The 19915-nt window shown below is 72.3% G+C and carries 21 protein-coding genes and 1 pseudogene; 13 read left to right on the forward strand and 9 right to left on the reverse strand.

Annotated features, from left to right (window positions below):
• Positions 1-119: 119 nt before the first annotated feature.
• Entirely contained in the window at positions 120-518 is a 399-nt protein-coding gene (locus ACVNF4_RS04665; RefSeq protein ID WP_461801359.1) for a tetratricopeptide repeat protein, read from the forward strand.
• A gap of 10 nt (positions 519-528) precedes the next feature.
• On the opposite strand, the gene ACVNF4_RS04670 is transcribed toward ACVNF4_RS04665, so the two are convergent.
• Positions 529-966, reverse strand: coding sequence for a hypothetical protein (locus tag ACVNF4_RS04670; protein ID WP_461801399.1), 438 nt, complete (start codon positions 964-966; stop codon positions 529-531).
• Between ACVNF4_RS04670 and ACVNF4_RS04675 the strand changes: the two are divergent.
• A pseudogene (locus ACVNF4_RS04675) lies at positions 890-1375 on the forward strand (zinc-binding dehydrogenase); the annotation flags it as partial. The gene ACVNF4_RS04670 and the pseudogene ACVNF4_RS04675 sit on opposite strands and share 77 nt — an antisense overlap.
• A gap of 169 nt (positions 1376-1544) precedes the next feature.
• A complete protein-coding gene (locus ACVNF4_RS04680; RefSeq protein WP_461801360.1) occupies positions 1545-2585 on the forward strand; it encodes an SGNH/GDSL hydrolase family protein in 1041 nt (346 codons plus the stop codon).
• 9 nt (positions 2586-2594) lie between these two features.
• Here the strand turns inward: ACVNF4_RS04680 and ACVNF4_RS04685 are convergent, their stop codons facing one another.
• Positions 2595-3149 (reverse strand): TetR/AcrR family transcriptional regulator, encoded by a 555-nt coding sequence (locus ACVNF4_RS04685; RefSeq protein WP_461801361.1) that lies wholly within the window; start codon positions 3147-3149, stop codon positions 2595-2597.
• Positions 3150-3255: 106 nt separating this feature from the next.
• Between ACVNF4_RS04685 and ACVNF4_RS04690 the strand changes: the two genes are divergently transcribed.
• Positions 3256-4176 (forward strand): NmrA family NAD(P)-binding protein, encoded by a 921-nt coding sequence (locus ACVNF4_RS04690; protein WP_461801362.1) that lies wholly within the window; start codon positions 3256-3258, stop codon positions 4174-4176.
• On the opposite strand, the gene ACVNF4_RS04695 is transcribed toward ACVNF4_RS04690, so the two are convergent.
• A complete protein-coding gene (locus tag ACVNF4_RS04695; protein ID WP_461801363.1) occupies positions 4145-5173 on the reverse strand; it encodes a threonine aldolase family protein in 1029 nt (342 codons plus the stop codon). The two genes, ACVNF4_RS04690 and ACVNF4_RS04695, sit on opposite strands and share 32 nt — an antisense overlap.
• Positions 5170-5820 (reverse strand): TetR/AcrR family transcriptional regulator, encoded by a 651-nt coding sequence (locus tag ACVNF4_RS04700; RefSeq protein WP_461801364.1) that lies wholly within the window; start codon positions 5818-5820, stop codon positions 5170-5172. The genes ACVNF4_RS04695 and ACVNF4_RS04700 overlap by 4 nt, the downstream gene beginning before the upstream one ends.
• A 101-nt stretch (positions 5821-5921) precedes the next feature.
• Here ACVNF4_RS04700 and ACVNF4_RS04705 point away from each other — a divergent pair, with 101 nt between their 5' ends.
• Entirely contained in the window at positions 5922-6467 is a 546-nt protein-coding gene (locus tag ACVNF4_RS04705; RefSeq protein ID WP_461801365.1) for a hypothetical protein, read from the forward strand.
• Between the two features lie 39 nt (positions 6468-6506).
• Positions 6507-7154 carry a tetratricopeptide repeat protein gene (locus tag ACVNF4_RS04710; protein WP_461801366.1) on the forward strand — a complete coding sequence of 216 codons (648 nt, stop codon included), beginning with the start codon at positions 6507-6509 and terminating at the stop codon, positions 7152-7154.
• 68 nt (positions 7155-7222) lie between these two features.
• Here ACVNF4_RS04710 and ACVNF4_RS04715 read toward each other — a convergent pair whose 3' ends face one another.
• Positions 7223-7831: a TetR/AcrR family transcriptional regulator gene (locus ACVNF4_RS04715; RefSeq protein ID WP_461801367.1), complete on the reverse strand. Its 609-nt coding sequence runs from the start codon at positions 7829-7831 to the stop codon at positions 7223-7225.
• A gap of 148 nt (positions 7832-7979) precedes the next feature.
• Between ACVNF4_RS04715 and ACVNF4_RS04720 the strand changes: the two genes are divergently transcribed.
• The 3 genes from ACVNF4_RS04720 (at position 7980) to ACVNF4_RS04730 (ending at position 10885) form a co-directional block, all read left to right on the forward strand.
• Positions 7980-8585 (forward strand): TetR/AcrR family transcriptional regulator, encoded by a 606-nt coding sequence (locus ACVNF4_RS04720; RefSeq protein ID WP_461801368.1) that lies wholly within the window; start codon positions 7980-7982, stop codon positions 8583-8585.
• A gap of 458 nt (positions 8586-9043) precedes the next feature.
• Positions 9044-10189, forward strand: a complete 1146-nt coding sequence (locus ACVNF4_RS04725; RefSeq protein WP_461801369.1) for a serine hydrolase domain-containing protein — start codon at positions 9044-9046, stop codon at positions 10187-10189.
• Between the two features lie 84 nt (positions 10190-10273).
• A complete protein-coding gene (locus tag ACVNF4_RS04730) occupies positions 10274-10885 on the forward strand; it encodes a hypothetical protein (RefSeq protein ID WP_461801370.1) in 612 nt (203 codons plus the stop codon).
• Positions 10886-10911: 26 nt separating this feature from the next.
• Here the strand turns inward: ACVNF4_RS04730 and ACVNF4_RS04735 are convergent, their stop codons facing one another.
• Positions 10912-12135 carry a sensor histidine kinase gene (locus ACVNF4_RS04735; protein WP_461801371.1) on the reverse strand — a complete coding sequence of 408 codons (1224 nt, stop codon included), beginning with the start codon at positions 12133-12135 and terminating at the stop codon, positions 10912-10914.
• A 27-nt stretch (positions 12136-12162) separates the two neighbouring features.
• Positions 12163-12816, reverse strand: coding sequence for a response regulator transcription factor (locus ACVNF4_RS04740; protein WP_461801372.1), 654 nt, complete (start codon positions 12814-12816; stop codon positions 12163-12165).
• A 281-nt stretch (positions 12817-13097) separates the two neighbouring features.
• Between ACVNF4_RS04740 and ACVNF4_RS04745 the strand changes: the two genes are divergently transcribed.
• The 3 genes from ACVNF4_RS04745 to ACVNF4_RS04755 are packed head-to-tail and all read left to right on the forward strand — an operon-like array spanning position 13098 to position 16194.
• Positions 13098-14231 (forward strand): efflux RND transporter periplasmic adaptor subunit, encoded by a 1134-nt coding sequence (locus ACVNF4_RS04745; RefSeq protein ID WP_461801373.1) that lies wholly within the window; start codon positions 13098-13100, stop codon positions 14229-14231.
• A complete protein-coding gene (locus ACVNF4_RS04750; protein WP_461801374.1) occupies positions 14228-14998 on the forward strand; it encodes an ABC transporter ATP-binding protein in 771 nt (256 codons plus the stop codon). Before ACVNF4_RS04745 ends, ACVNF4_RS04750 begins: the two co-directional genes overlap by 4 nt.
• A 2-nt stretch (positions 14999-15000) precedes the next feature.
• Positions 15001-16194, forward strand: coding sequence for an ABC transporter permease (locus tag ACVNF4_RS04755; RefSeq protein WP_461801375.1), 1194 nt, complete (start codon positions 15001-15003; stop codon positions 16192-16194).
• A 19-nt stretch (positions 16195-16213) separates the two neighbouring features.
• On the opposite strand, the gene ACVNF4_RS04760 is transcribed toward ACVNF4_RS04755, so the two are convergent.
• Positions 16214-16882 carry a type 1 glutamine amidotransferase domain-containing protein gene (locus tag ACVNF4_RS04760; protein WP_461801376.1) on the reverse strand — a complete coding sequence of 223 codons (669 nt, stop codon included), beginning with the start codon at positions 16880-16882 and terminating at the stop codon, positions 16214-16216.
• Positions 16883-17143: 261 nt separating this feature from the next.
• Between ACVNF4_RS04760 and ACVNF4_RS04765 the strand changes: the two genes are divergently transcribed.
• The gene (locus tag ACVNF4_RS04765; protein ID WP_461801398.1) at positions 17144-17914 is read left to right on the forward strand and encodes a GNAT family N-acetyltransferase; all 771 of its coding nucleotides are present in this window, start codon (positions 17144-17146) and stop codon (positions 17912-17914) included.
• Here ACVNF4_RS04765 and asnB read toward each other — a convergent pair.
• A complete protein-coding gene (gene asnB / locus ACVNF4_RS04770) occupies positions 17911-19752 on the reverse strand; it encodes an asparagine synthase (glutamine-hydrolyzing) (RefSeq protein ID WP_461801377.1) in 1842 nt (613 codons plus the stop codon). The two genes, ACVNF4_RS04765 and asnB, sit on opposite strands and share 4 nt — an antisense overlap.
• Positions 19753-19915 lie beyond the last annotated feature (163 nt).

Here is a 19915-nt window from a genome sequence, read left to right on the forward strand (position 1 = left end):
CGGCACCCCGACTACGGGTACGTCACCCCCCTCGAAACGAGATCCTTGCTCAGTCAGAACCTCGTCCCGGCAGCGTAAACACCCGCTGTCCAGTTCGCGGGGGGAACTTCACCTCCCGCATGGACGACCTGTGCGACATGGCCCACGAACTCGACCGCACCGCCCACGCGACCCTCGTCGACACCCTGGGCGAACGCCACCCGCTGACGATGGTCGTCGCGACGAACCTGGCCAGCGACCTCGCCGCCCTCGGCCGCCACACCGACGCCCTCGACCTCGGCGCCCGCACCCTCGCCCTCTCCACGGCAGTCCTCGGCGAGGCCCACCCCTCCACCCTCAGCCTCGCCGCCAACCAGGCACTCGACCTGACGGCACTCGGCCGCGCGGAAGAAGGCGAACGGCTCCACGACCGGATCCTCGGCGAGATGCGCGAACGCCTCGGCCCCGACCACCCGGCGACGACCGCACTGGGGGAGGGGGAACGCGCCAACTGCTTCATCGACCCACTGCCGCTGTGAGGGAGCCGGGTCAGTCCCCGAACGCCGCCGCCAGCCGCACCGGATCCCCCTCGCCCCCGAGCAGCGCGTGCACGGCCGACACCAGCTCCGGACGGCTCAGCAGAACCCCCGCCGCCGGATGCCCCTGCCCCCGCAGCGCCAGCCCGAGCCCCACCCACGCATCGGGGTCGGGGCCGCGCAGGACACGCTCCGTGAAGCGGGCGCGGGCGGCGCCGAGGTCACCCGTGACCAGGGCGAGGTCCTCGGGGAGGGCGCCCTCGACGGAGTCCAGGGACTCGGGGACGTCGTCCGCGAGGAGCCTGCGGAGCAGCACCGCGCGGGTGTCCAGACCCCGGGGAAGAGGGGACGCGACGACCGTGCCCTCGTCGGACGGGGCGGTGTACGGCGTGGCCTCGTCCCCGGCGAAGGCCGCGTACGCGAAGGGGTACGGGTACGACGAGGTGTTCACGGCGGACACCTTCGCCGACGACGTCCGCCGCGCGACCGGCGGGAAGGGCATCGACCTGATCCTCGACCCCGTCGGCGGCGAGACCCTGCGCCGGGGGCTCGACGCGCTGGCCCTGTACGGGCGGCTCGTGTCCTACGGCAACGCGTCCGGCGAGCCGGCCTGGCAGGCGGGGGTGCCGGAGCTGGGCGCGTGGGGGCGTTCCGTGTCGGCCTTCAGCCTGCTCGGGCTCGCCAAGTCCGCGCCCGAGGAGCTGCGTTCGCTCACCGGGCGGGCGTACGCGAAGGTCGTCGAGGGGGTGGTGGCCCTGCCCGTGACCGCGGAGTTCGCGCTGACGGAGGCGGCGGAGGCGCACCGGCTGATGGGCGGGCGGACGTCCACGGGGAAGCTGTTGCTGCGGGTGGGCGGGTGAGCGACTCGCCGACACCCCCGGGACGCCGGCGGACGATGATCTGACCTATTAGCTCGATCGAGGGGTGACGAAACCGTTTTCCCGAACGGGGCGTCCGGGCCGCGTGGACGATCTTGCGCGAGGCCCCCGCCATATCGGCGAGGTGCCCTCCACAGATCCTGGAGGATCCATGCGACACCCTGTCCCCCGCGCCCGCGCGCTCGCCGTGGGCCTGGCGCTGGCAGCGGCCGTACTCTCCCCCACCGGCTCCGCCCACGCGGCGGCCGACTCGTACGAGTGGGCCGCGCTGGGCGACTCGTACACCGCCGGCGTCTTCGTCGGCGACCCGCGGCCCGCGCTCGGTGACCCGTCACGGGACGGCTGCGACCGGACGTCCGGCGCCTACCCCGGCCTCGTGGAACAGGAGTTGGCCGAGTTCCCGCCGGGCAAGCTCGTCCACCTGACGAACGTCAGCTGCGGCGCCGCGACCATCGCCGACATCGCCAAGACGAAGCAGAAACCGATCAGCCCGGTCCAGGCCCCCGAGGGCGGCTGGCCCGAGGTGGACCCGCAGATCGAGCGGGCGAACCTGAACGACGCGACCGACGTCGTCACCATCGGCATCGGCGGCAACAGCCTGCCCTTCGGCGGCATGCTGCTCAAGTGCCTCGAAACGGGGATGGTCGGCAAGTCCTGCCGCGAGTACTACACCAACCCCCCGAAGGGTGAGGAGAACATCCAGGAGAAGCTCGCCCGGGTCCAGGACGAGTACATCGAGATGCTGGCCCACGTGCACCAGGCCGCGCCCAACGCCAAGGTGATCACGGTCGGTTTCCCGGCGGTCCTGCCGGAGCAGGGCAGCGAGTGCAACCGGCTCTCCCTCACCGAGCTCGGCTCGATCACGCACTCCGACATCGACTGGCTCCGCGACGACGTCCTCAAGCCGCTGAACAGCACGATCCAGCGGGTCTCGAACTTCTTCGGTGACCGGTACGTCGACGTCTACTCCTCCAGCGTCGGCCACGACGCCTGTCAGCCCGCCGGCACCAAGTGGGTCGAGGGGCTCTGCGGCGACGCCGCCGACTACTGGCCCACCAAACTCCCCGGCACCCTCCTGAACTGCGGCGTCATCGGCAAGCACGTCACCCTGGTACACCCCAACACCGACGAGCACGCCAACGCGGCGGCCCACGTGGAGCGGGCGATCCGGATCGCGCTCCTCGAACGCTGAGGGCCCTGCTCAGGCACCGAGCCCCTCGACGGTGAGCCGGAAAGCGCGCTCCGCCCGCATCGCCGGGTCGGCGCGCTTCTCGGTGGCCAGGGCGATTCCGACGATCACGGTGAGCAGATCGTCGACGGTGACGTCCGCCCGGACGGCGCCCTCCTCGATCGCCCTGCGCAGCAGCGGGGCGCCGGCCGCGCCGATGGCCGTCGCACAGGAGTCCTGGGGGGCGTCGTCCTGGAGGGGCTGGTAGGTGAGGAGGTCCGCCAGGCCGCGCGCGGCGAGTGCGTAGGCGAGCAGTTCACGCAGCCAAGTCACCAGCGCGGAGCGGCTGTCGGGCTCGGCGCGGAGTGCGTGGGCGCGGTCGCACAGGGCGTGGACGCGCTGGGCGAAGACGGCTTCGAGCAGGGCTTCGCGGGTGGGGAAGTGGCGCCGCACGGTGGCTGATCCGACGCCTGCGACGCGGGCGATGTGCTCCAGGGACGCCTGGGCTCCCCGGGCCGCCACCTCGGCCTCGGCGACGGCGAGGATGTGGGCGTGGTTGCGGCGGGCGTCCGAGCGCTGGCCGGTCATGGTCTCCCCGAAACATTGTGAAGTGGCGGGCCCCGCCGTATCATAGCGAACGCGAAACGGCGGGGTCCGCCGTTTGTGCTGTGCGTGACCGCGAGGAGATGCACACATGACCGTTCTCGTCACCGGCGTCACCGGCCGTCAGGGCGGCGCCACCGCCCGCGCCCTGCTCGCGCGGGGAACACCCGTGCGCGCCCTGGTGCGCGACCCCGGCTCGCCGCGCGCACGCGCCGTCGAGGAACTCGGCGCCGACCTGTTCGTGGGCGACCTCACCGAACCGGCGTCCCTCGACGCGGCCGTGGACGGCGTACGCGCCGTGTTCTCGGTGCAGATGCCCGCTCTCACCGGGGAGGGCTTCGACTTCGCCGGCGAGGTCCGCCAGGCGGTCAACCTCATGACGGCCGCGCGGGCCGCCGGCGTGGAGCAGTTCGTCCAGTCCTCGACCAGCGGGGTGGGACAGCACGTCGAGGCACCGGGGTGGGCCGAAGGCCGGTGGGCGGCGCTGGAGGTCCCGCTCGGCACGAAGGCGGCGATCCAGGACCGGCTGCGTGAACTCGGCTTCCGCCACTGGACGTTGCTCAAGCCGGCGTTCTTCATGGAGAACTTCGACCCGGCCATGCGGTTCTACTTCCCGCGCGGCGCCGAAGGGGGCCTGGTCACCGTCGTCAAGCCGGGCACGCACCTGTCGCTGGTGGCGGCCCGGGACGTGGGCCGGGCCGCGGCAGCCGCGTTCCGCGCGCCCGCCGAGTTCCATCAGGTGGAACTGGAGCTCTGCGGCGACCGTCTCACCATGACCGAGATCGCCGGGATCCTCTCCCGCACTCTGGGTGTCCCGCTGACGGCCCCGGACATGACGGAGGAACAGGCTCGCGCCGCCGGTATGGGTGACATGGGCGCGACGCACGCGTTCCTGGAGGCCGTCGGCCAGCCGGCCAGGCCGGAGTTCGCCCGCGCGCTGGGCATCGGCCTGACCGGCTTCGAGGAGTGGGCGCGGGATCTCAGGCCGCGTGGCGAGCGGCTGCCCCGATGAGCGCGTCGACCTCCGCCTCGGTCGTCGCGAAGGACGTGATGAGGCGGACGACGCCCTTCTCCCAGCGGTCGTGGTAGAAGACGAACCCGTCCCCGAGGAGCCCGTCGGTCACCTGCCCCGGCAGGCGGGCGAAGAGGACGTTGGCGTCGGCCGCGCCGAGGAGTTCGACGCCGGGGACCGCCTTGAGGCCGTCCTGGAGGCGGTCGGCCATCGCGTTGGCGTGGGTGGCGTTGCGCAGCCAGAGGCCGTCGGTGAGGTAGGCGTCCAACTGGGCCGCCTGGAAGCGCATCTTGGCGGTGAGCTGGCCTGCGCGCTTGCCCCGGAAGGCGAGTTGGGGGGTCAGGGAGCGGTCGAAGACGACGATCGCGTCGGCGGTCATCGTGCCGTTCTTCGTCGCGCCGAAGGAGAGCAGGTCGACGCCCGCCTTCCAGGTGAGGTCGGCGGGCGTGGCGCCGAGGGAGGCGACGGCTCCGGCGAAGCGTGCGCCGTCCATGTGCAGGCGCAGCCCGGCGTCCTTGGTGATCTCCCCCAGCTCCCGTATCTCGTCGGCCGTGTAGACGGCGCCCGTCTCGGTGGCCTGCGTGACGCTGACGACGGAGGGTTCGACGCTGTGGACGTCACCGGCCTTGTGGCGGACGGCCGTCCGGAGTTCGGCCGGGTCGATCTTGGCGTCGGTGCCGCCGAGCGGGACGAGTTTGGCGCCGGCGGTGTAGAACTCGGGGGCTCCGCACTCGTCGTTGTTGACGTGGCTGTCGCGGTGGCACAGGACGCTGCCCCAGGGCGGGGTGAGGGTGGCGAGGCTCAGCGCGTTGGCGGCGGTGCCGGTGGAGACGAACAGGACGTCCACGTCGCGTTCGAAGAGGTCGGCGAGCCGGCGTCGTACGGAGTCGGAGTGTTCGTCGGCGCCGTAGGGCAGGGCCGGGCCGGTGGCGGCGCGGGTCATCGCCTCGACGATCTCGGGCGGGGTGGCGGCGATGTTGTCGCTGCTGAAGATCACGGTCGGGGCTCCTTGGCGGCGTCGATGAGGTGGCGCAGGGCGGTGCGGTGGACGGCGTGGTCGGTGAGGGTGGGGAGGAAGTCGGCGAGGTGGGTGGTGAGGACCGGGAAGTCGTCGGGGTCGAGGGCGGCGAGGGCGCGGCGGGTGGTGGCGCGGGTGGCGGCCGGGTCGCGGTGGTCGACGAAGCCGGCGCTGCCGAGGGTGAGGAGGTACATGCCCCGGTAGGCGGCCATCGCCTCGGCCGGGGTCATGCCGGCGGCGAGGTTGTCGGCGAGCTGGGGTTCCGCGAGGCGGGCCAGGAGGTGCGGGCCGAGCCAGGGGCGCGTGCCGCGCAGGGCGAGGAGTCCGGGGTGGGCGACGAGGAGGTCGTACAGCGCGGTGAACCGGGTCTCGGTCACGGTCGCCCAGTCGCCGTCCGGTCCGGTCTCGACCTCGGGGAGGCGGGCGGCCAGGTGGTCCAGGCACAGGTCGAGGAGGCCGGCGAGGTCGGCGCAGCGGCGCTGGAGGGAGGCGAGCGAGATGTCGAGCCTGGCCGCCAGGGCCCGGAAGGTGAGCGCCTCGGGACCGCCCTCGTCGACCAGAAGGAGGGCGGTCTCGGCGATGCGGGCCGGGGTCGCGCGGTCGAGGGAGGGGGAGGTGCGGGGCATGCGGGTCAGCGTACGGTACGGCGTATCGCATGGTCCAGCGTGTTGGGCCGGACCTGTTTCGTGGGTAGGGACCCGGATCGCACTGTCGTCGGAGGGGACGCATGGCACTGCTGGATCAACTGCCCGCGCTGATAGGGGTCGTGGTCGGCTCGGTGGGCTCGTACGCGGCGCAGAGTCTGACCGAGCGCCGAAGGTGGCGCAGGGAGCGCGACGAGCGCTGGGACGAGAAGCGCTTCGAGACGTACGGCCGCTACGCCAACCTCCTCAAGGCGCAACTGCGCATCGCCCAGCGCATCGGCGCGGGCCTCGGCTTCGCGGACGTGGCCGATCCGCTGGACCCCGCAGAGGGACTGCCGCTGCTGGCCGAGGCGGAGTCGCAGCGTTCGGCGCAGTGGGAGTCCGTGCTGCTGGTCGGGGACTCCGGGACCGTCGCCGCGGCACGCCGCTGGCACGAGTCGGTCTGGAGCGTCGAGCTGCTGGTGCGGGAGGGCGCGGTCGACCCTGCGAGGTGGACCGAGGCGCATCAGGTGGCGAGCGCTGCACGGGACGCCTTCTACGAGAGCGCGCGCCGTGACCTCGGTGTCGTCGGCGCACCGCCGCCGTCCGGGCAGTGGCCGCGCGACTGGCGGGCCGGACTCTCGCGGTGAGGCGCTTCAGGACCGTGCGCGACGGGGAGGAACAGGAGCATGTGGAGACAGGACTGGATCGGGGTCACGGAAGCGCTGTTCGAGGAGGCCGTGTTCGGCGGTGACGTGTCCGCGCCGGACCGCGCCGACACGGTCCTCGACGCCGTCGAGGCGCCGCTGTGCCTGACGCGGGGCAAGCTGCTGCACGTCCGTTTCCTGGGCGGCCGGGAGGAGGACGGCCGGGAGCTGGAGCTGTTCGAGCGGGCGGCGGAGCTGTACGAGCGGCTGGGGAACGTGCCGGGTCACGCGGACGCGTTGTTCTGGATCGGCTGCTGGCATCAGGTGGTCAGGCGGGACGACGCCGCCGGGGAGCGGTTCTTCGAGCGGTCCTACGCGCTGGCGAAGTCCGCCGGCGACCGCAGGACGATGTCCTGCGCGGTGCGCCACCTCGCCTTCGCCGACCGGGACGCGGGCCGCTTCGAGGAGGCCCGTGCGCGGTTCACCGAGTCGGTGGCGCTGCGCCGGGAGATCGGCTTCCAGCCGGGGGTGGCGGCCGGACTGGTGGCGCTCGCCCGCCTCGCGGCCGAGACCGGCGACCCGTCGACGGCGTCCCGGCATCTGGACGAGGCGGAGGCGATCGCCGAGAGCTGCGGCGCGAAGGCTGTGTCGGGGTGGGTGGAGGAGGCTCGGGGGCTCATCGGTTCCTAGGGCCGGTCGTCACCTTCGCGTCGTCCGCCCGGCAGGCGGGAAGTTGACGACCGGCCCTAGGTTCCCGGTCAGCCCCCCGACGTCCGTACGCCGTGCAGGAACAGGTCGAGGAACTGTTCGCGCACGCCCGTCGCGCTCACTCCGCGCCGCCGGGAGATGTGGGAGCTGAAGTTGGTCATCGCGGAGGCGAAGGACTCGGCGGCGACGGAGGGGTCGAGTTCGGGGCGGACCTCGCCGCGGCGCAGCGCGTCGTGCAGGACGTCCTCGATGACCGCGAGCGGCTGGTCGACGCAGTCGCGCAGGAAGGGCGCGTACAGCTCGGGGAAGTCGGGGAACTCGAAGGAGCAGCGGAAGACGATGAGCCACTGGGGGCTGTCCAGGGTCTTCGCCATCGTGGTGTAGAGGATCCGCAGGTCCTGCTCCAGGCTGCCGGTGCGGGGTGGTTCGAGGCGGCCGGAGAAGGTGCTGAGGGCGGCGAGGATCAGCTCGTCGCGCTCCGGCCAGCGGGAGTAGAGGGTGCGTTTGGCGACCTTCGCGCGGGCGGCCACCGAGTTGGTGCGGAAGCCCGCGACGCCGGTGACGGCGAGTTCGTCGACGGCGGCCTGGAGGATGCGCGCGTCGGCGCCGGGGTCACGGGGCCGGCCCGGTCGGGCGGCGGGCGGTGACGTGGCGGCCATGGTCTTCATCCCCGGCTCGGTGCGGTGTCGGTCTCGGCTGTGCCGTTCCAGTCTTACAGGGTCGATGTTTCACCACCGAAACGGTTTCGTATTCATCTTCTTCCGCGATAGCGTGGAGGCCGGGACACGAAGTGAGGGGACGGTGGCCATGACCGGACACCCGACGACCGCACCGCCGCGCGCACGCCGCAGCCGGCTCGGCCCAGAGCGTGAGGCCGAGCTGTACGACGCCGTCCTGGACCTGTTGCGCGAGGTGGGATACGACGCGCTGACGATGGAGGCGGTCGCCGCCCGCACCCGGTGCAGCAAGGCGACCCTCTACCGGCAGTGGGCTGGCAAGCCGGAGCTGGTCGCCAGGGCTCTGCGCCACCAGAAGCCGGTCTCCCTGCACCGCATCGACACCGGCTCCCTGCGCGGCGACTTCCACGCCCTGATCGACCAGCTCGACGACCACCGGATGGCCGACGACACCGCCCTGATCCGGGGCCTGGCACACGCCGTGCACACCCACCCCGACCTCCTCGACGCCCTGCGCCGTCTGCTGGTCGACCCCGAGCTGACCGGCCTCGACGCGCTCCTCGCCCGAGCGGTCGAGCGCGGCGAGGTCCACCCCGACACCCCGGCCCTCGCCTACGTCACCCACATCATGCTGGGCGCCCTGGTCACCCACCCCCTCCTCGAAGGCACCCCCGCCGACCCAGCCTTCCTACGGGCCTACCTCGACGCGGCACTGTTCCCGGCGCTGGGGCTGTGAGGGGGCCGGCTTCGACGCGGCGCCGATCCCGGCGGCGGGGCGGTGAGGGGAACGGCTTCGACGCGGCACTGATCCAGCGCCGGAACTGTAAACGGGCCCGTTTCGACGTGGCGCCTTCCCAGGGCCCCGGCTGCGAGCGGGTCCACTTCGACACGCTGCGCCCGACGCCGACGCTCTGAGCGGGGCTACTTCGACGCGGCGCTGATCCCGGCGCCGGAGCGATGAGGGGAACGGCTCGACGCGGCACTGATCCAGCGCCGGAGCTGTAAACGGGCCCGTTTCGACGCGACGCCTTCCCGGGGCCCCGGCTGCGAGCGGGTCCGTTGTTGTGACGTGCTGCGCCCGGCGCCAAAGCTGTGAGCGAGCCTGCTTCGATGCGGCGCTGAGGCTGCGGGGCGATGAGTTCCGGTCGCCCTCGGAGTCGTACCGACGGGGAGCACCCGAGCGGAAGGCCGTCGATGAAGACTCTGTACGACACCTTGCACCGGTACGTCGGCGAGGGGCGGGTGCCCGGTGCTGTGGGGCTCGTGGCCCGGGGGGACGACGTCCAGGTGGTGACCGCGGGCTCGGTGGACGTCGAGGGGTCGGCGCCGATGGCACGGGACTCCGTCTTCCGGCTCGCCTCCGTCACCAAGCCGGTCACGGCGGCGGCCGTCATGATGCTGGTCGACGAGGGACGGCTCGCCCTCGACTCGCCCGTCTCCCGGTGGCTGCCCGAGCTGGCGTCACCGAGCGTGGTGCGCAGCCCCTCGTCCGCCGTCGACGACGTCGTCCCGGCGGCCCGTCCCGTCACGGTCGAGGACCTGCTGAGCTTCCGGACGGGCTGGGGGCTGCCGTCCGACTTCTCCCTCCCCGCGGCCCAGGCCCTCCTCACGGTCCAGGGAGACGTCCGCCCCCGCCAGGACTGGCCCGACCCCGACACCTGGCTGACCCTCCTCTCCCGGGTGCCGATGCTGCGCCAGCCGGGCGACGCCTGGCTCTACACGACCTCCTCCGACCTCCAGGCCGTCCTGGTCTCCCGCGTGTCGGGGCGCTCCTTCCCCGAGTTCCTCGCGGAGCGCGTCTTCGAGCCGCTGGGCATGCGGGACACGGGGTTCGAGGTCCCGGCGGCGAAACGGCACCGCTTCACGTCGGCGTACGTGCCGGGTGCGGACGGCGGCCCGGCCCTGTCGTCGTCCCCCGACGACCCCCAGTGGGCCACCGTCCCCGCCTTCCCCTCCGGCGGTTCGGGCCTCGTCTCCACCGCCGACGACCTCCTGGCGTTCGGCCGTATGCTGCTGGCCGGCGGCGAGGCACACGGCCGCCCCCTCCTCTCCCTCGCCTCGGTCCGCCGCATGACCACCAACCACCTCACCGCCGCCCAACGCACCGCCGCCGCCCTCTTCCTGGAGGGCCAGGGCTGGGGCTACGGCGGCCAGGTCGACCTCTCCCCCATCGCCCCCTGGAACACCCCCGGCCGCTACGGCTGGTCCGGCGGCACCGGCACGACAGCCCACATCACCCCGGCATCGGGAACCGTCACCGTCCTGCTGACCCAACTCGCGATGACGAGCCCGACGCCTACGCCCCTGATGCGGGACTTCTGGAGCAGCGCGGCTGCGTAGAATTCGCGTATTTCGCTGATACCTTCCCGCAACCGGACGTCCGATAGAACTCCGTCAGGAGCTATTCGGAAAAGGGGAGAAATCATGCCGGTAAATACGGTTGAGCGCGAGAATTGGAAGACCGCAGGGTCGCTGCGGCATATCCGTCCGCGCGTCACGCTGGTCGTGGCGGTCGCCGCCGCCGGACTGCTGATGACCGCGTGCGGAGACGACGGCGGTGGCGGTGGCGGTGTCGCCTTGGCCGGTCCCAGTAACGGCAAGAGCGCGAAGGAGGGCGGTGGTTCCGGGAAGAAGGGTCCCCTCGCCTACTCGAAATGCATGCGGTCGAACGGCGTACCCGGTTTTCCGGACCCGGACGCAGGCGGCGGTCTCAAGATCGATGGCGACAAGGTGGGTATGGGCACGCCGACGTATCAGCGGGCCGCGGAGAAGTGCAAGCGGTACAACGCCGCGCCGGCGCCCGAGACGGCTCCGGACCGGGAGGCCGCGCTGAAGTACGCCGCGTGCATGCGGAAGAACGGTGTGCCCAGGTTCCCGGACCCCAATGCGGAGGGCGGGACCGACATCGACCGGGGTGCGCTCGGTGTCGACATCACCGGCCCCGTCTTCAAGAAGGCCGACGACAAGTGCAAAGAGGTCCTGAGGAACGGCGGGAAGGGCGCGGCGGACGGCGCCAAGAACACGCAGGGCGGCTGACCGCGACGCCCTGCGGGACAGCGGCGTCAGACGCGTTCGACGGCGGCCGTGTCCGCCGTGGTGCGGGGGAAGCGCACCGTCATGGTCAGACCGCCGTCCGGCCGGGGCACGGCGTCGAGTTCGGCGTGATGGGCAGTGGCGATGGCGCTGACGATCGACAGTCCGAGACCGAGCCCGTCACGGCGGGTGCGCGTGGTGCCGACCCGCTGGAACGGCTGGAACAGCCGGTCCAGTTCGTCGTCGGCGACGACCGGGCCCGAGTTGCTCACGGTCAGCACGGCCCGGTCGCCCTCGGCGCGGGTGGCGACCTCGACCCACCCGTCGGGGGTGTTGTAGCTCAGCGCGTTGTCCACCAGATTGACCACCAGGCGCTCCGCCAGGCCTGCGCCACCGACCGCGACGGCCGGCTCCAGCGTCGTACGCCATGACACGCCGCGCCGCTCGGCCTCCTCGTCGCGGGCCGCCACGACCTTCCCGGCCAACTGCCGGAGGTCGAACGGCACCCGGCGCTCCAGACCGGCCTGGCCCCTGGCCAGGGTCAGCAGTGACGTGATCAGCCGCTCCTGCTCGCGGCCTGCGGCGAGGATCCGCAGGTGGGCCTCCCGCAGCGACTCCACGCTCGCGTCCGGGTCCGCCAGGGCGACCTGCCCGAGGGTGCGCTGGCGTGTCATCGGGGTCCGCAGCTCGTGCGAGGCGTTGGCCACGAACCGGCGCTGCGCCTCGAATGCGGCCTCCAGCCGGGCCAGCAGCTCGTCGAAGGTGTCGCCGAGGTCCTTGAGTTCGTCGACGGGCCCCGGCAGGGCCAGCCGTGCGTGCAGGTTGGTCGCGGAGATCTCCCGGGCGGTGCGGGTGATCGTGCTCAGGCGGCGCAGCACGCGTCCGGCCAGCACCCAGCCGAGACCCGCCGAGACGACCGCCATGACGCCCAGCGCGGTGCCGCTCTGGACCAGCAGCGTGTGCCGCCGCTCGTCCTTCTGCCGCTGTGCCAGGTCGATGAGCGCCTGCCTCTCACCGGGATCCGGCGCGGGCAGGTCGTCCCCCTCGGTGCTGAGTTCCCGCGGGCCGCGTCCGGCCGGCGGTTTCGCCACCTCTTCGACGGTGGCCGCACCGCCCTGGCCGTTGTACACGTAGAGGCCCGAGTCGGCCCGGTCGACGAGGAAGAAGGTCATCGCGAGCAGCGCCACGCCGGACACGAGGAAGACCCCGCCGTAGAGCAGCGTCAGCCGGAACCGGACGGTGTTGCGGGGCATGCGGAGGACGATGCGCACGGGCCGCCCTCAGACCCGGTAGCCGGACTTGGCCACGGTGTGGATCACCGGTGGGTCGCCGAGCTTGGCGCGCAGCCGGCTGACGGTGACCTTGACGGACTTGGTGAACGGGTCGGCCGATTCGTCCCACACCCGTTCCAGCAGCTCCTCCGCCGAGACCACCCGGCCCTGGGCGGCGAGCAGCAGCTCCAGCACACCGAACTCCTTGGGGGCCAGGTCGAGCGGCTCGCCGTCCCGGGTCACCCGGCGCTGTGCCGCGTCCAGCTCGATGTCGCCGTGTTTCAGCACCGGCGGCACGGCGGGATGCGCCCGCCGGGCCAGCGCGACGATCCGGGCCGTCAGCACCCGGAAGTCGAACGGTTTGCCCAGGTAGTCGTCGGCACCGAGGTTCAGCCCGGCCACGAGGTCCTCGTTGGTCGCGGCGGCGGTCAGCATCAGCACCCGGCTGCGGCACCGCGCGGCGACGAGCTCGGCGCACACCGTGTCGCCGTGCATCCCGGGCAGGTCGCGGTCCAGGACGATCACGTCATAGCCGTTGACAAGGGCGCGTTCCAGACCGGACAGCCCGTCCAGCGCTACGTCGACCGCCATCCGCTGCCGGCGCAGTCCCACCGCCACCGCGCCGGCGACTTCCTCGTCGTCCTCGACGATAAGAACGCGCACCTTTTCTCTCCCCCCGGGAAAAAGAATTCCGGCCGTCGAGCCCGTGCCGTATTCCCATGCTAGCCACCCGACGGTTGCGGCGGGGTTTCATTCCGCCGTTCCGGCACATCCTCGGCCCCGGGAATTCCGCGGCGGGCGATACCGTCCCGAAACCGCCGCTTCCGTAGAACAGGACCAGCAGGCGAATAGGCAGCCGATGAAGGCCGGTCGAAGGAGACGGGTATGCGCGTACAGGAACACGACCGGGCAGGGCGGCCGGGCGGTGGCGGAAGGTGAGCGTGGTGCCCTCCCCCACGCGGCGCGAGGACATGGCGCCCGCGAGCGCGGGGACCGGGCGGCGCAGGGGCCGCCGGTGGACGATCGTGGCGATCCTGGTGACGGGCACCGCGGGCGCGGCCGTCGCCGCTCACCTGGTCGGCCCCTTCGACAAGGAGGCCGAGGCCGACGGCACCGGCGACCGGACGCCCGTCAGCACGGCGACCGTGAAGCGGGGCACGGTGTCCGCCCGCACCTCGGTCAACGGCACGCTGGCCTACGCCGGTGGCTACGAGGCCGTCGGCCGGGCGAGCGGTGTGGTCACCAAGGTGCCCGGGGCGGGCGACCGGCGCCGCTCGGGCCAGGCCTTGTACGAGGTCGACGGCAAGCCCGTCATCTTCCTGAAGGGGTCCGTCCCGGTGTTCCGGGACCTCAAGGAGGGCGACGAGGGAGCCGACGTCAAACAGCTCAACGCCGCGCTGGTCAAGCTCGGCTACAGCGACTACCTGAGTCCCGCCTCCAGCTACTACGGCTACCGGACCACGGCAGCGGTCGAGCGGCTGGAGGAGCACTTCGGCCTGGAGGAGGACGGGAAGCTGTCGATGGGTGAGGTGGTGTACCTGCCTCTGGACCAGATCAAGGTGACCAAGGTGAACATCAAGCTGGGCGGCCAGGCCCAGCCGGGGATGCCGGTGCTGACCGCCAGCTCGCTGCGCCGGTACGTCTCCGTACAGCTCGACACCGCCTACCAGTCGCAGGTGAAACGCGGTGACAAGGTGACGATCACGCTGCCGGACCTGAGGACGACCCAGGGCAGGGTGACGTCCGTGGGCCGGGTCGCCGAGTCGGGCGGCGACAACCAGGGCGCCAAGGTCACCGTGGGCATCGAGCCCGACGACCCCAAGGTCACCGGCAGCCTCGACCAGGCGCCGGTACAGGTGTCGATCATCACCGGCAGCGCCGCCGACGTGCTGAACGTGCCGGTCGACTCCCTGCTGGCGCTGCTCGACGGCGGTTACGGCGTCGAGGTGGTCGGCTCGAACGGCGAGCGCCGGCTGATGCCGGTCGAGCTGGGGATGTTCGACCAGGACAGCGGGCTCGTCGAGGTCACCGGGGCCGGCCTGAAGGCCGGTCAGCGGATCGTGGTGCCGGCGTCATGAGCGCGCTCAGCGCCCGCGCGGGCGATACCGCGGTGGTGACCGGCGTGCCGGACGGGGGCGCCGGGTCCCCGGTTCTGGAACTGGACGGGGTGACCCGCCTCTTCCCGGGAGGTGCGTCGCCCGTGGTGGCCCTCGGCGGGGTGAGTTTCACCGTGCACCGCGGCGAACTGGTCGCGATCGTCGGCCCGTCGGGTTCCGGCAAGTCCACGCTGCTCAACGTCATGGGCACGCTGGACCGGCCGACCACCGGCGTCATGCGCATCGCCGGCACCGACGTCGCGCGGATGAGCGACCGTGAGCTGGCGGCGGTGCGGGCCACCGAGATCGGCTTCGTGTTCCAGCAGTTCTTCCTGGCCGACCACACCAGCGCGCTGGAGAACGTCGCCGACGGCCTCCTGTACGCGGGCGTGGGCCGGGCGGCCCGGCGCCGGGCGGCGGCCGAGGCCCTGGAGCGGGTCGGGCTGGCGAACCGCGCCGGGTTCCGGCCGTCCAAGCTGTCCGGCGGTGAACGGCAGCGGGTCGCGATCGCCCGCGCGCTGGCCGGCAGTCCCGCGATCGTGCTCGCCGACGAGCCCACAGGCAACCTCGACAGCGTCAACGGCTCGGCGATCCTGTCGCTGCTGACAGAGCTGAACCAGCAGGGCGCCACCATCGTCGTGATCACGCACGACCGGGACATGGCCGCCCGGCTGCCGCGCCGCATCGAGATGCTGGACGGCCGGGTGGTCGCCGACGACGCGCCACGGAAGGGGGCTCGGAGCCGGTGACCGTGACCTACCGACCCGGACATCTGGGTTTCGTCGACCTGACCCGCACCGGCAGCGTCGGACTGCGCACCCGGCGGCTGCGGGCGGCCCTGTCGGCGCTGGGCATCGCGATCGGGGTGGCCTCGATCGTGGCCGTACTCGGGCTGTCCGCCTCGTCGCAGGCCGGGCTGCTGGCCGAGATCGACCGGCTCGGCACCAACATGCTGACCGTGACCCCCGGCAAGGACATCCAGGGCAACGAGGTGCGGCTGCCCAAGGCGGCCTCGGGGATGATCTCCCGGATCGGCCCGGTGGAGCAGGTGGAGAGCACCGGCGCCACCAAGGCCCGGGTGTACCGCAGTCCGCTGGTGCCGACGCTCAACACCAACGGCCTCAAGGTCCGGGCGACGAGCCTGGGGCTGCTCTCGGCGGTGCGCACCAGGGTCGCCCACGGCGCGTTCCTGAACAAGGCCACCGCCACCCGGCCGACCGCGGTGCTGGGCTACGACGCGGCCAGGCGCCTCGGCATCGACCGGGTCCGCACCGGGCAGCGGATCTGGCTCGGCGGCCAGTGGTTCTACGTGGTCGGCATCCTCGACAAGGCGGCTCTCGCGCCGGAGATCGACGCCTCCGTACTCGTCGGGTACCCGGCCGCGGAGCGCTATCTCGCCTACAGCGGGCACCCCACCACCATCTACGTCAGATCGAGGACCGACCACGTGAACGACGTGCACGAGGTGCTGGCACGGACCGCCAACCCGCAGGACCCGGCGAACGCCACGGTCAGCAACCCGTCGGACGCGCTGGTCGCCCGGGCCGCCGCGGAGTCGGCGCTCAACGGCCTGTTCCTCGGCCTGGGCGCGGTGGCGCTGCTGGTCGGCGGGGTGGGGGTCGCCAACACCATGGTCATCTCGGTCCTGGAACGCCGGCCGGAGATCGGACTGCGGCGCGCGCTGGGCGCGACCCGCGGGCACATCCGCACCCAGTTCTTCTCCGAGGCGGTGCTGCTCGCCGGGATCGGGGGAACGGTGGGGGTCTGCTGCGGAGTCGTGGCCACGGTCGTCTACGCCTCCGTCAAGGGCTGGACGGTCGTGGTTCCCCCCGAGGCGTGGCTGGGCGGCGTCGGATCGGCGCTGGCGATCGGCGCGGTCGCCGGACTGCTCCCGGCGATCCGCGCGGCCCGGATGCAGCCCACCGAGGCACTGCGCACGGTCTGACCCCGCGCCGCCCGGCCCGTCAGCCGATCAGCGTCAGCAGCTCCACCGCCAACGGCCCCGACGACGCCGGGTTCTGCCCGGTCACGACGTTGCGGTCGGTCACCGTGTGCGGGGCCCACGGGGTGCGCGCGTCGACGTCGAGGCCGGCCTCGGTGAGGCGGTCCTGGAGGAGCCACTTGGCCTTGTCGGCGAAGCCGCCGATGCGCTCCTCCTCGTTGGTGAAGGCGGCGACGCGGAAGCCGGCGAAGGCGTTGGTGCCGTCCTCCTTGACGGCGGCGAGGAGGGCGGCGGGGCCGTGGCAGACGACGCCGACGGGCATGCCGGACTCCACCGCGCGGGTGAGGATCGCGCCGGAGTCGGCGTCGACGGCGAGGTCCTCCATGGGGCCGTGCCCGCCGGGGACGTAGACCGCGTCGTAGTCGTCGAGGCGGACGTCGGTGAGGGCGATGGGCTCGCGCAGCTCGGTGGCCTTCTCCAGGGCCGCCTTGATCTCGTCGCCGTCGAGGCTGACCCGGTCGACGGGGGAGACGGCGCCGCCCGGGGTGGCGACGGTGATCTCGTGGCCGGCGGCCTTGAACGTCTCGTAGGGGACGACCGCTTCCTCGGCCCAGAAGCCGGTGGGGTGGGTCGTGCCGTCGGCCAGGGTCCACCGGTCGGCGGCGGTCATCAGGAACAGGATCTTCGCCATGTCGTACTCCTCGGCGTGGGGGATGTACCGACGACATTAGTTGCCATCACCATCACGTTCGAGGCGCTGGAGGCCGGCCGGCGCGGGGCCGTCGGTGTGCCCGGTGTCGAGCGGCTCGTCCAGGTCGCAGGTGAGGCGGGGGAACCCGATGGGGCCCGACCTCGGGACGAGTCGACCCCGCGTTTGCTTGACTTGGCGGTGCCGGATCCAGCTGTGTGCGTGAGGAGAACCGTGACCGTTCCCGCGGAGTCGATCGAGTCGATGGAGCAACTCGCCGTCGGATGGCGGACGTTGGTGCTCGACCGCAATCCGGACGCCGATGTCCGTGACCTGCCGGGGGTCGCCGTGCGGTGGGCCGACAGCCGGTTCCTGTTCTGGAACTGCGTGACGCTGACCGAGCCGGGGGCGGACCCGGCGCTCCTGTCCCGGCGGCTGGCCGAGGCGGCGGACGTCATGCGGTCGAAGAAGCGGCCCGGTTTCCTGTGGGTCTTCGAGGACCTCCTGGCCGGCGCCGCCCGCACCGCCCTCGCCTCGGCCGCCGCCGGGGCGGGCCTCGTCCACGCCTTCCCCGGCACCGGCATGGCCGGCGACCTGCTGCCGCTGCCCGAACCCGCCCACCCGGACCTGACGTTCGTCCGCGTCCGGGACGACGAGCAGCTCACGGCGTACGCGGACCTCAACTCCCGTGCGTACGGCTTCGATCCGGCCGACGGGCGGGAGGGGCTCGTCGGGTCCGCGCTGTGGAGGACCGGCGTGCACGCCTATCTGGGGCTGCGCGACGGCGTCCCCGTGTCGTGCGCGGCGACCGTCGAGACGGCCGGCCGCCTCTTCGTCGTCCTCGTCGCGACGGATCCCGCGTGGGAGCGGCGCGGCTACGGGGAGGCGGTGACCCGCAAGGCGCTGTACGAGGGCGGCCGGGCCACGGGGCTGACCCGGGCCACCCTGCACGCGACGGCGGCCGGGGCGCCGGTGTATCCGAGGATCGGGTTCCGGCCCAACTCACCCATGTCGTTCTGGGCGTTGGCGGGTTAGCTCAGCTCGACCTCGGGGCGGTACATCTCCAGCCAGGCGGCCAGGTCGAGGGCGCGTTCCAGGCCCTTGCGCGCGGCCTGGCCGCTGACGGGGTCGGTGCGGTGGGCGGCGTCGTGGAGGCGGGACTTGTCGACGAGGCCGAAGACGGGGTGGGCGGGGTCGGCGAGGAGGTCCTTGGCCTGGGCGCGCAGGGCCGTCGCGTACGCGGGGTCCTGCGTGGAGGGGTAGGGGCTCTTGACCCTGTCGTAGACGGACCTGGGGAGGACGTCGGCGGTCGCCTCGCGCAGCAGGCTCTTCTCCCGGCCGTCGAAGGACTTCAGGGCCCAGGGGGTGTTGTAGACGTACTCGACGAGCCGGTGGTCGCAGAAGGGCACCCGGACTTCGAGGCCGACGGCCATGCTGGCGCGGTCCTTGCGGTCGAGGAGGACGCGGACGAACCGGGTGAGGTGGAGGTGGGACATGCGGCGCATGCCGTACTCGAAGTCGCTCTCCCCGTCGAGGCGTTGGATTCCCTTGACGGCGCCCCGGTGGCCGTCGGCGATGTAGCCGCGCAGGTCGAGGGCGGTGAGGAGGCCGGGGTCCAGGACCTGGGAGTCCTCGCCGAAGTCGCGGCCCATCCTGACCAGCCAGGGGAACGTGGCGCCCGTGCGGGCCTCCTCGTCGAAGAACTGGAGGTACCCGCCGAACACTTCGTCCGCCGACTCACCGGACAGGGCGACCGTCGACTCGCCCCGGATCGCCCGGAACAACAGGTACAGCGAGGCGTCCATGTCTCCGAAGCCGGCGGGCAGGTCGCGGGCGCGGACGACTTTGCGGCGGATCTCGGGGTCGGCGAGGTCCTGCGGGTCCAGGACGATGTCCTGGTGCTCGGTGTGGGCGGTGCGGGCGACGTCGTGCACGAACGGGGTGTCGGGGGTGCCGCGCAGTTCGTCGGCGACGAAGTGGTCCGCCTGGCCGACGAAGTCGACGGCGAAGCTGCGCACCTTCTCGCCGTGCTCGCCGAGTTGGCGGGCCGCTATCGCCGTCATCGCGGAGGAGTCGAGGCCGCCGGAGAGGAGGGTGCAGCGGGGGACGTCAGCGACGAGCTGGCGGCGGACGATGTCGTCGAGGAGTTCCCTGACCGTCGTGATCGTGGTGGCGCGGTCGTCGGTGTGAGGCTTCGTCTCCAGCTCCCAGTAGACGCGCCGGCGCAGGCCCTCGCGGCCGACGGTGACGACCGTGCCGGGTTCGACCTCGGCCATGCCGTCCCAGACCGCGTGGCCCGGTGTCTTGATCATGGTGAAGAGTTCCCGCAGGCCGTCGAGGGTGACGCGGCGGCGGGCCAGGGGGTTCGCGAGGATCGCCTTCGGCTCGGAGCCGAAGAGGACGCCGTCCGGTGTGGGGTAGTGGTAGAACGGCTTGATGCCCATCCGGTCGCGGATCATCACGAGTTCGTCCCGACGGCCGTCCCACACCGCGAACGCGTACATGCCGTTGAGGCGTTCGGCGACCTCGTCGCCCCACTCCAGGTAGCCGTGCAGGACGACCTCGGTGTCCGAGTCGGTCGTGAACCGGTGTCCCCTGGCGGTGAGTTCGCGGCGGAGTTCGGTGTAGTTGTAGGCCTCGCCCGAGTACACCATGGCGACCTTGCCGTGGGGCGTCTCGAAGCTCATCGGCTGTCGGCCGCCCGGCAGGTCGATGATCGCCAGCCGGCGGTGTCCGAGCCCCACGTGCCCCTCGGTCCACACCCCCCGGTCGTCCGGTCCCCGGCACTCCATCGTCTCCGTCATCGCATCCAATACCGCACCCTCGGCCGACAGTTCACGGTCGAAGGAGACCCAACCGGCGATGCCGCACATACCCGTCCTCCACTCCGCACTCCCCCTCGGGCGCCCCGTCCTGCCTGCGCGCATCCACGCGAGATCCCACCCGAGCGAAAAGTATGTTGTAACAACCATTCACTTCCGAGCGTGCGCCGTACCGCACAGCCGGTCAACACGCCCGCAACAGCCCCGACTTCAC

This window comes from Streptomyces sp. S6 (assembly GCF_054880855.1).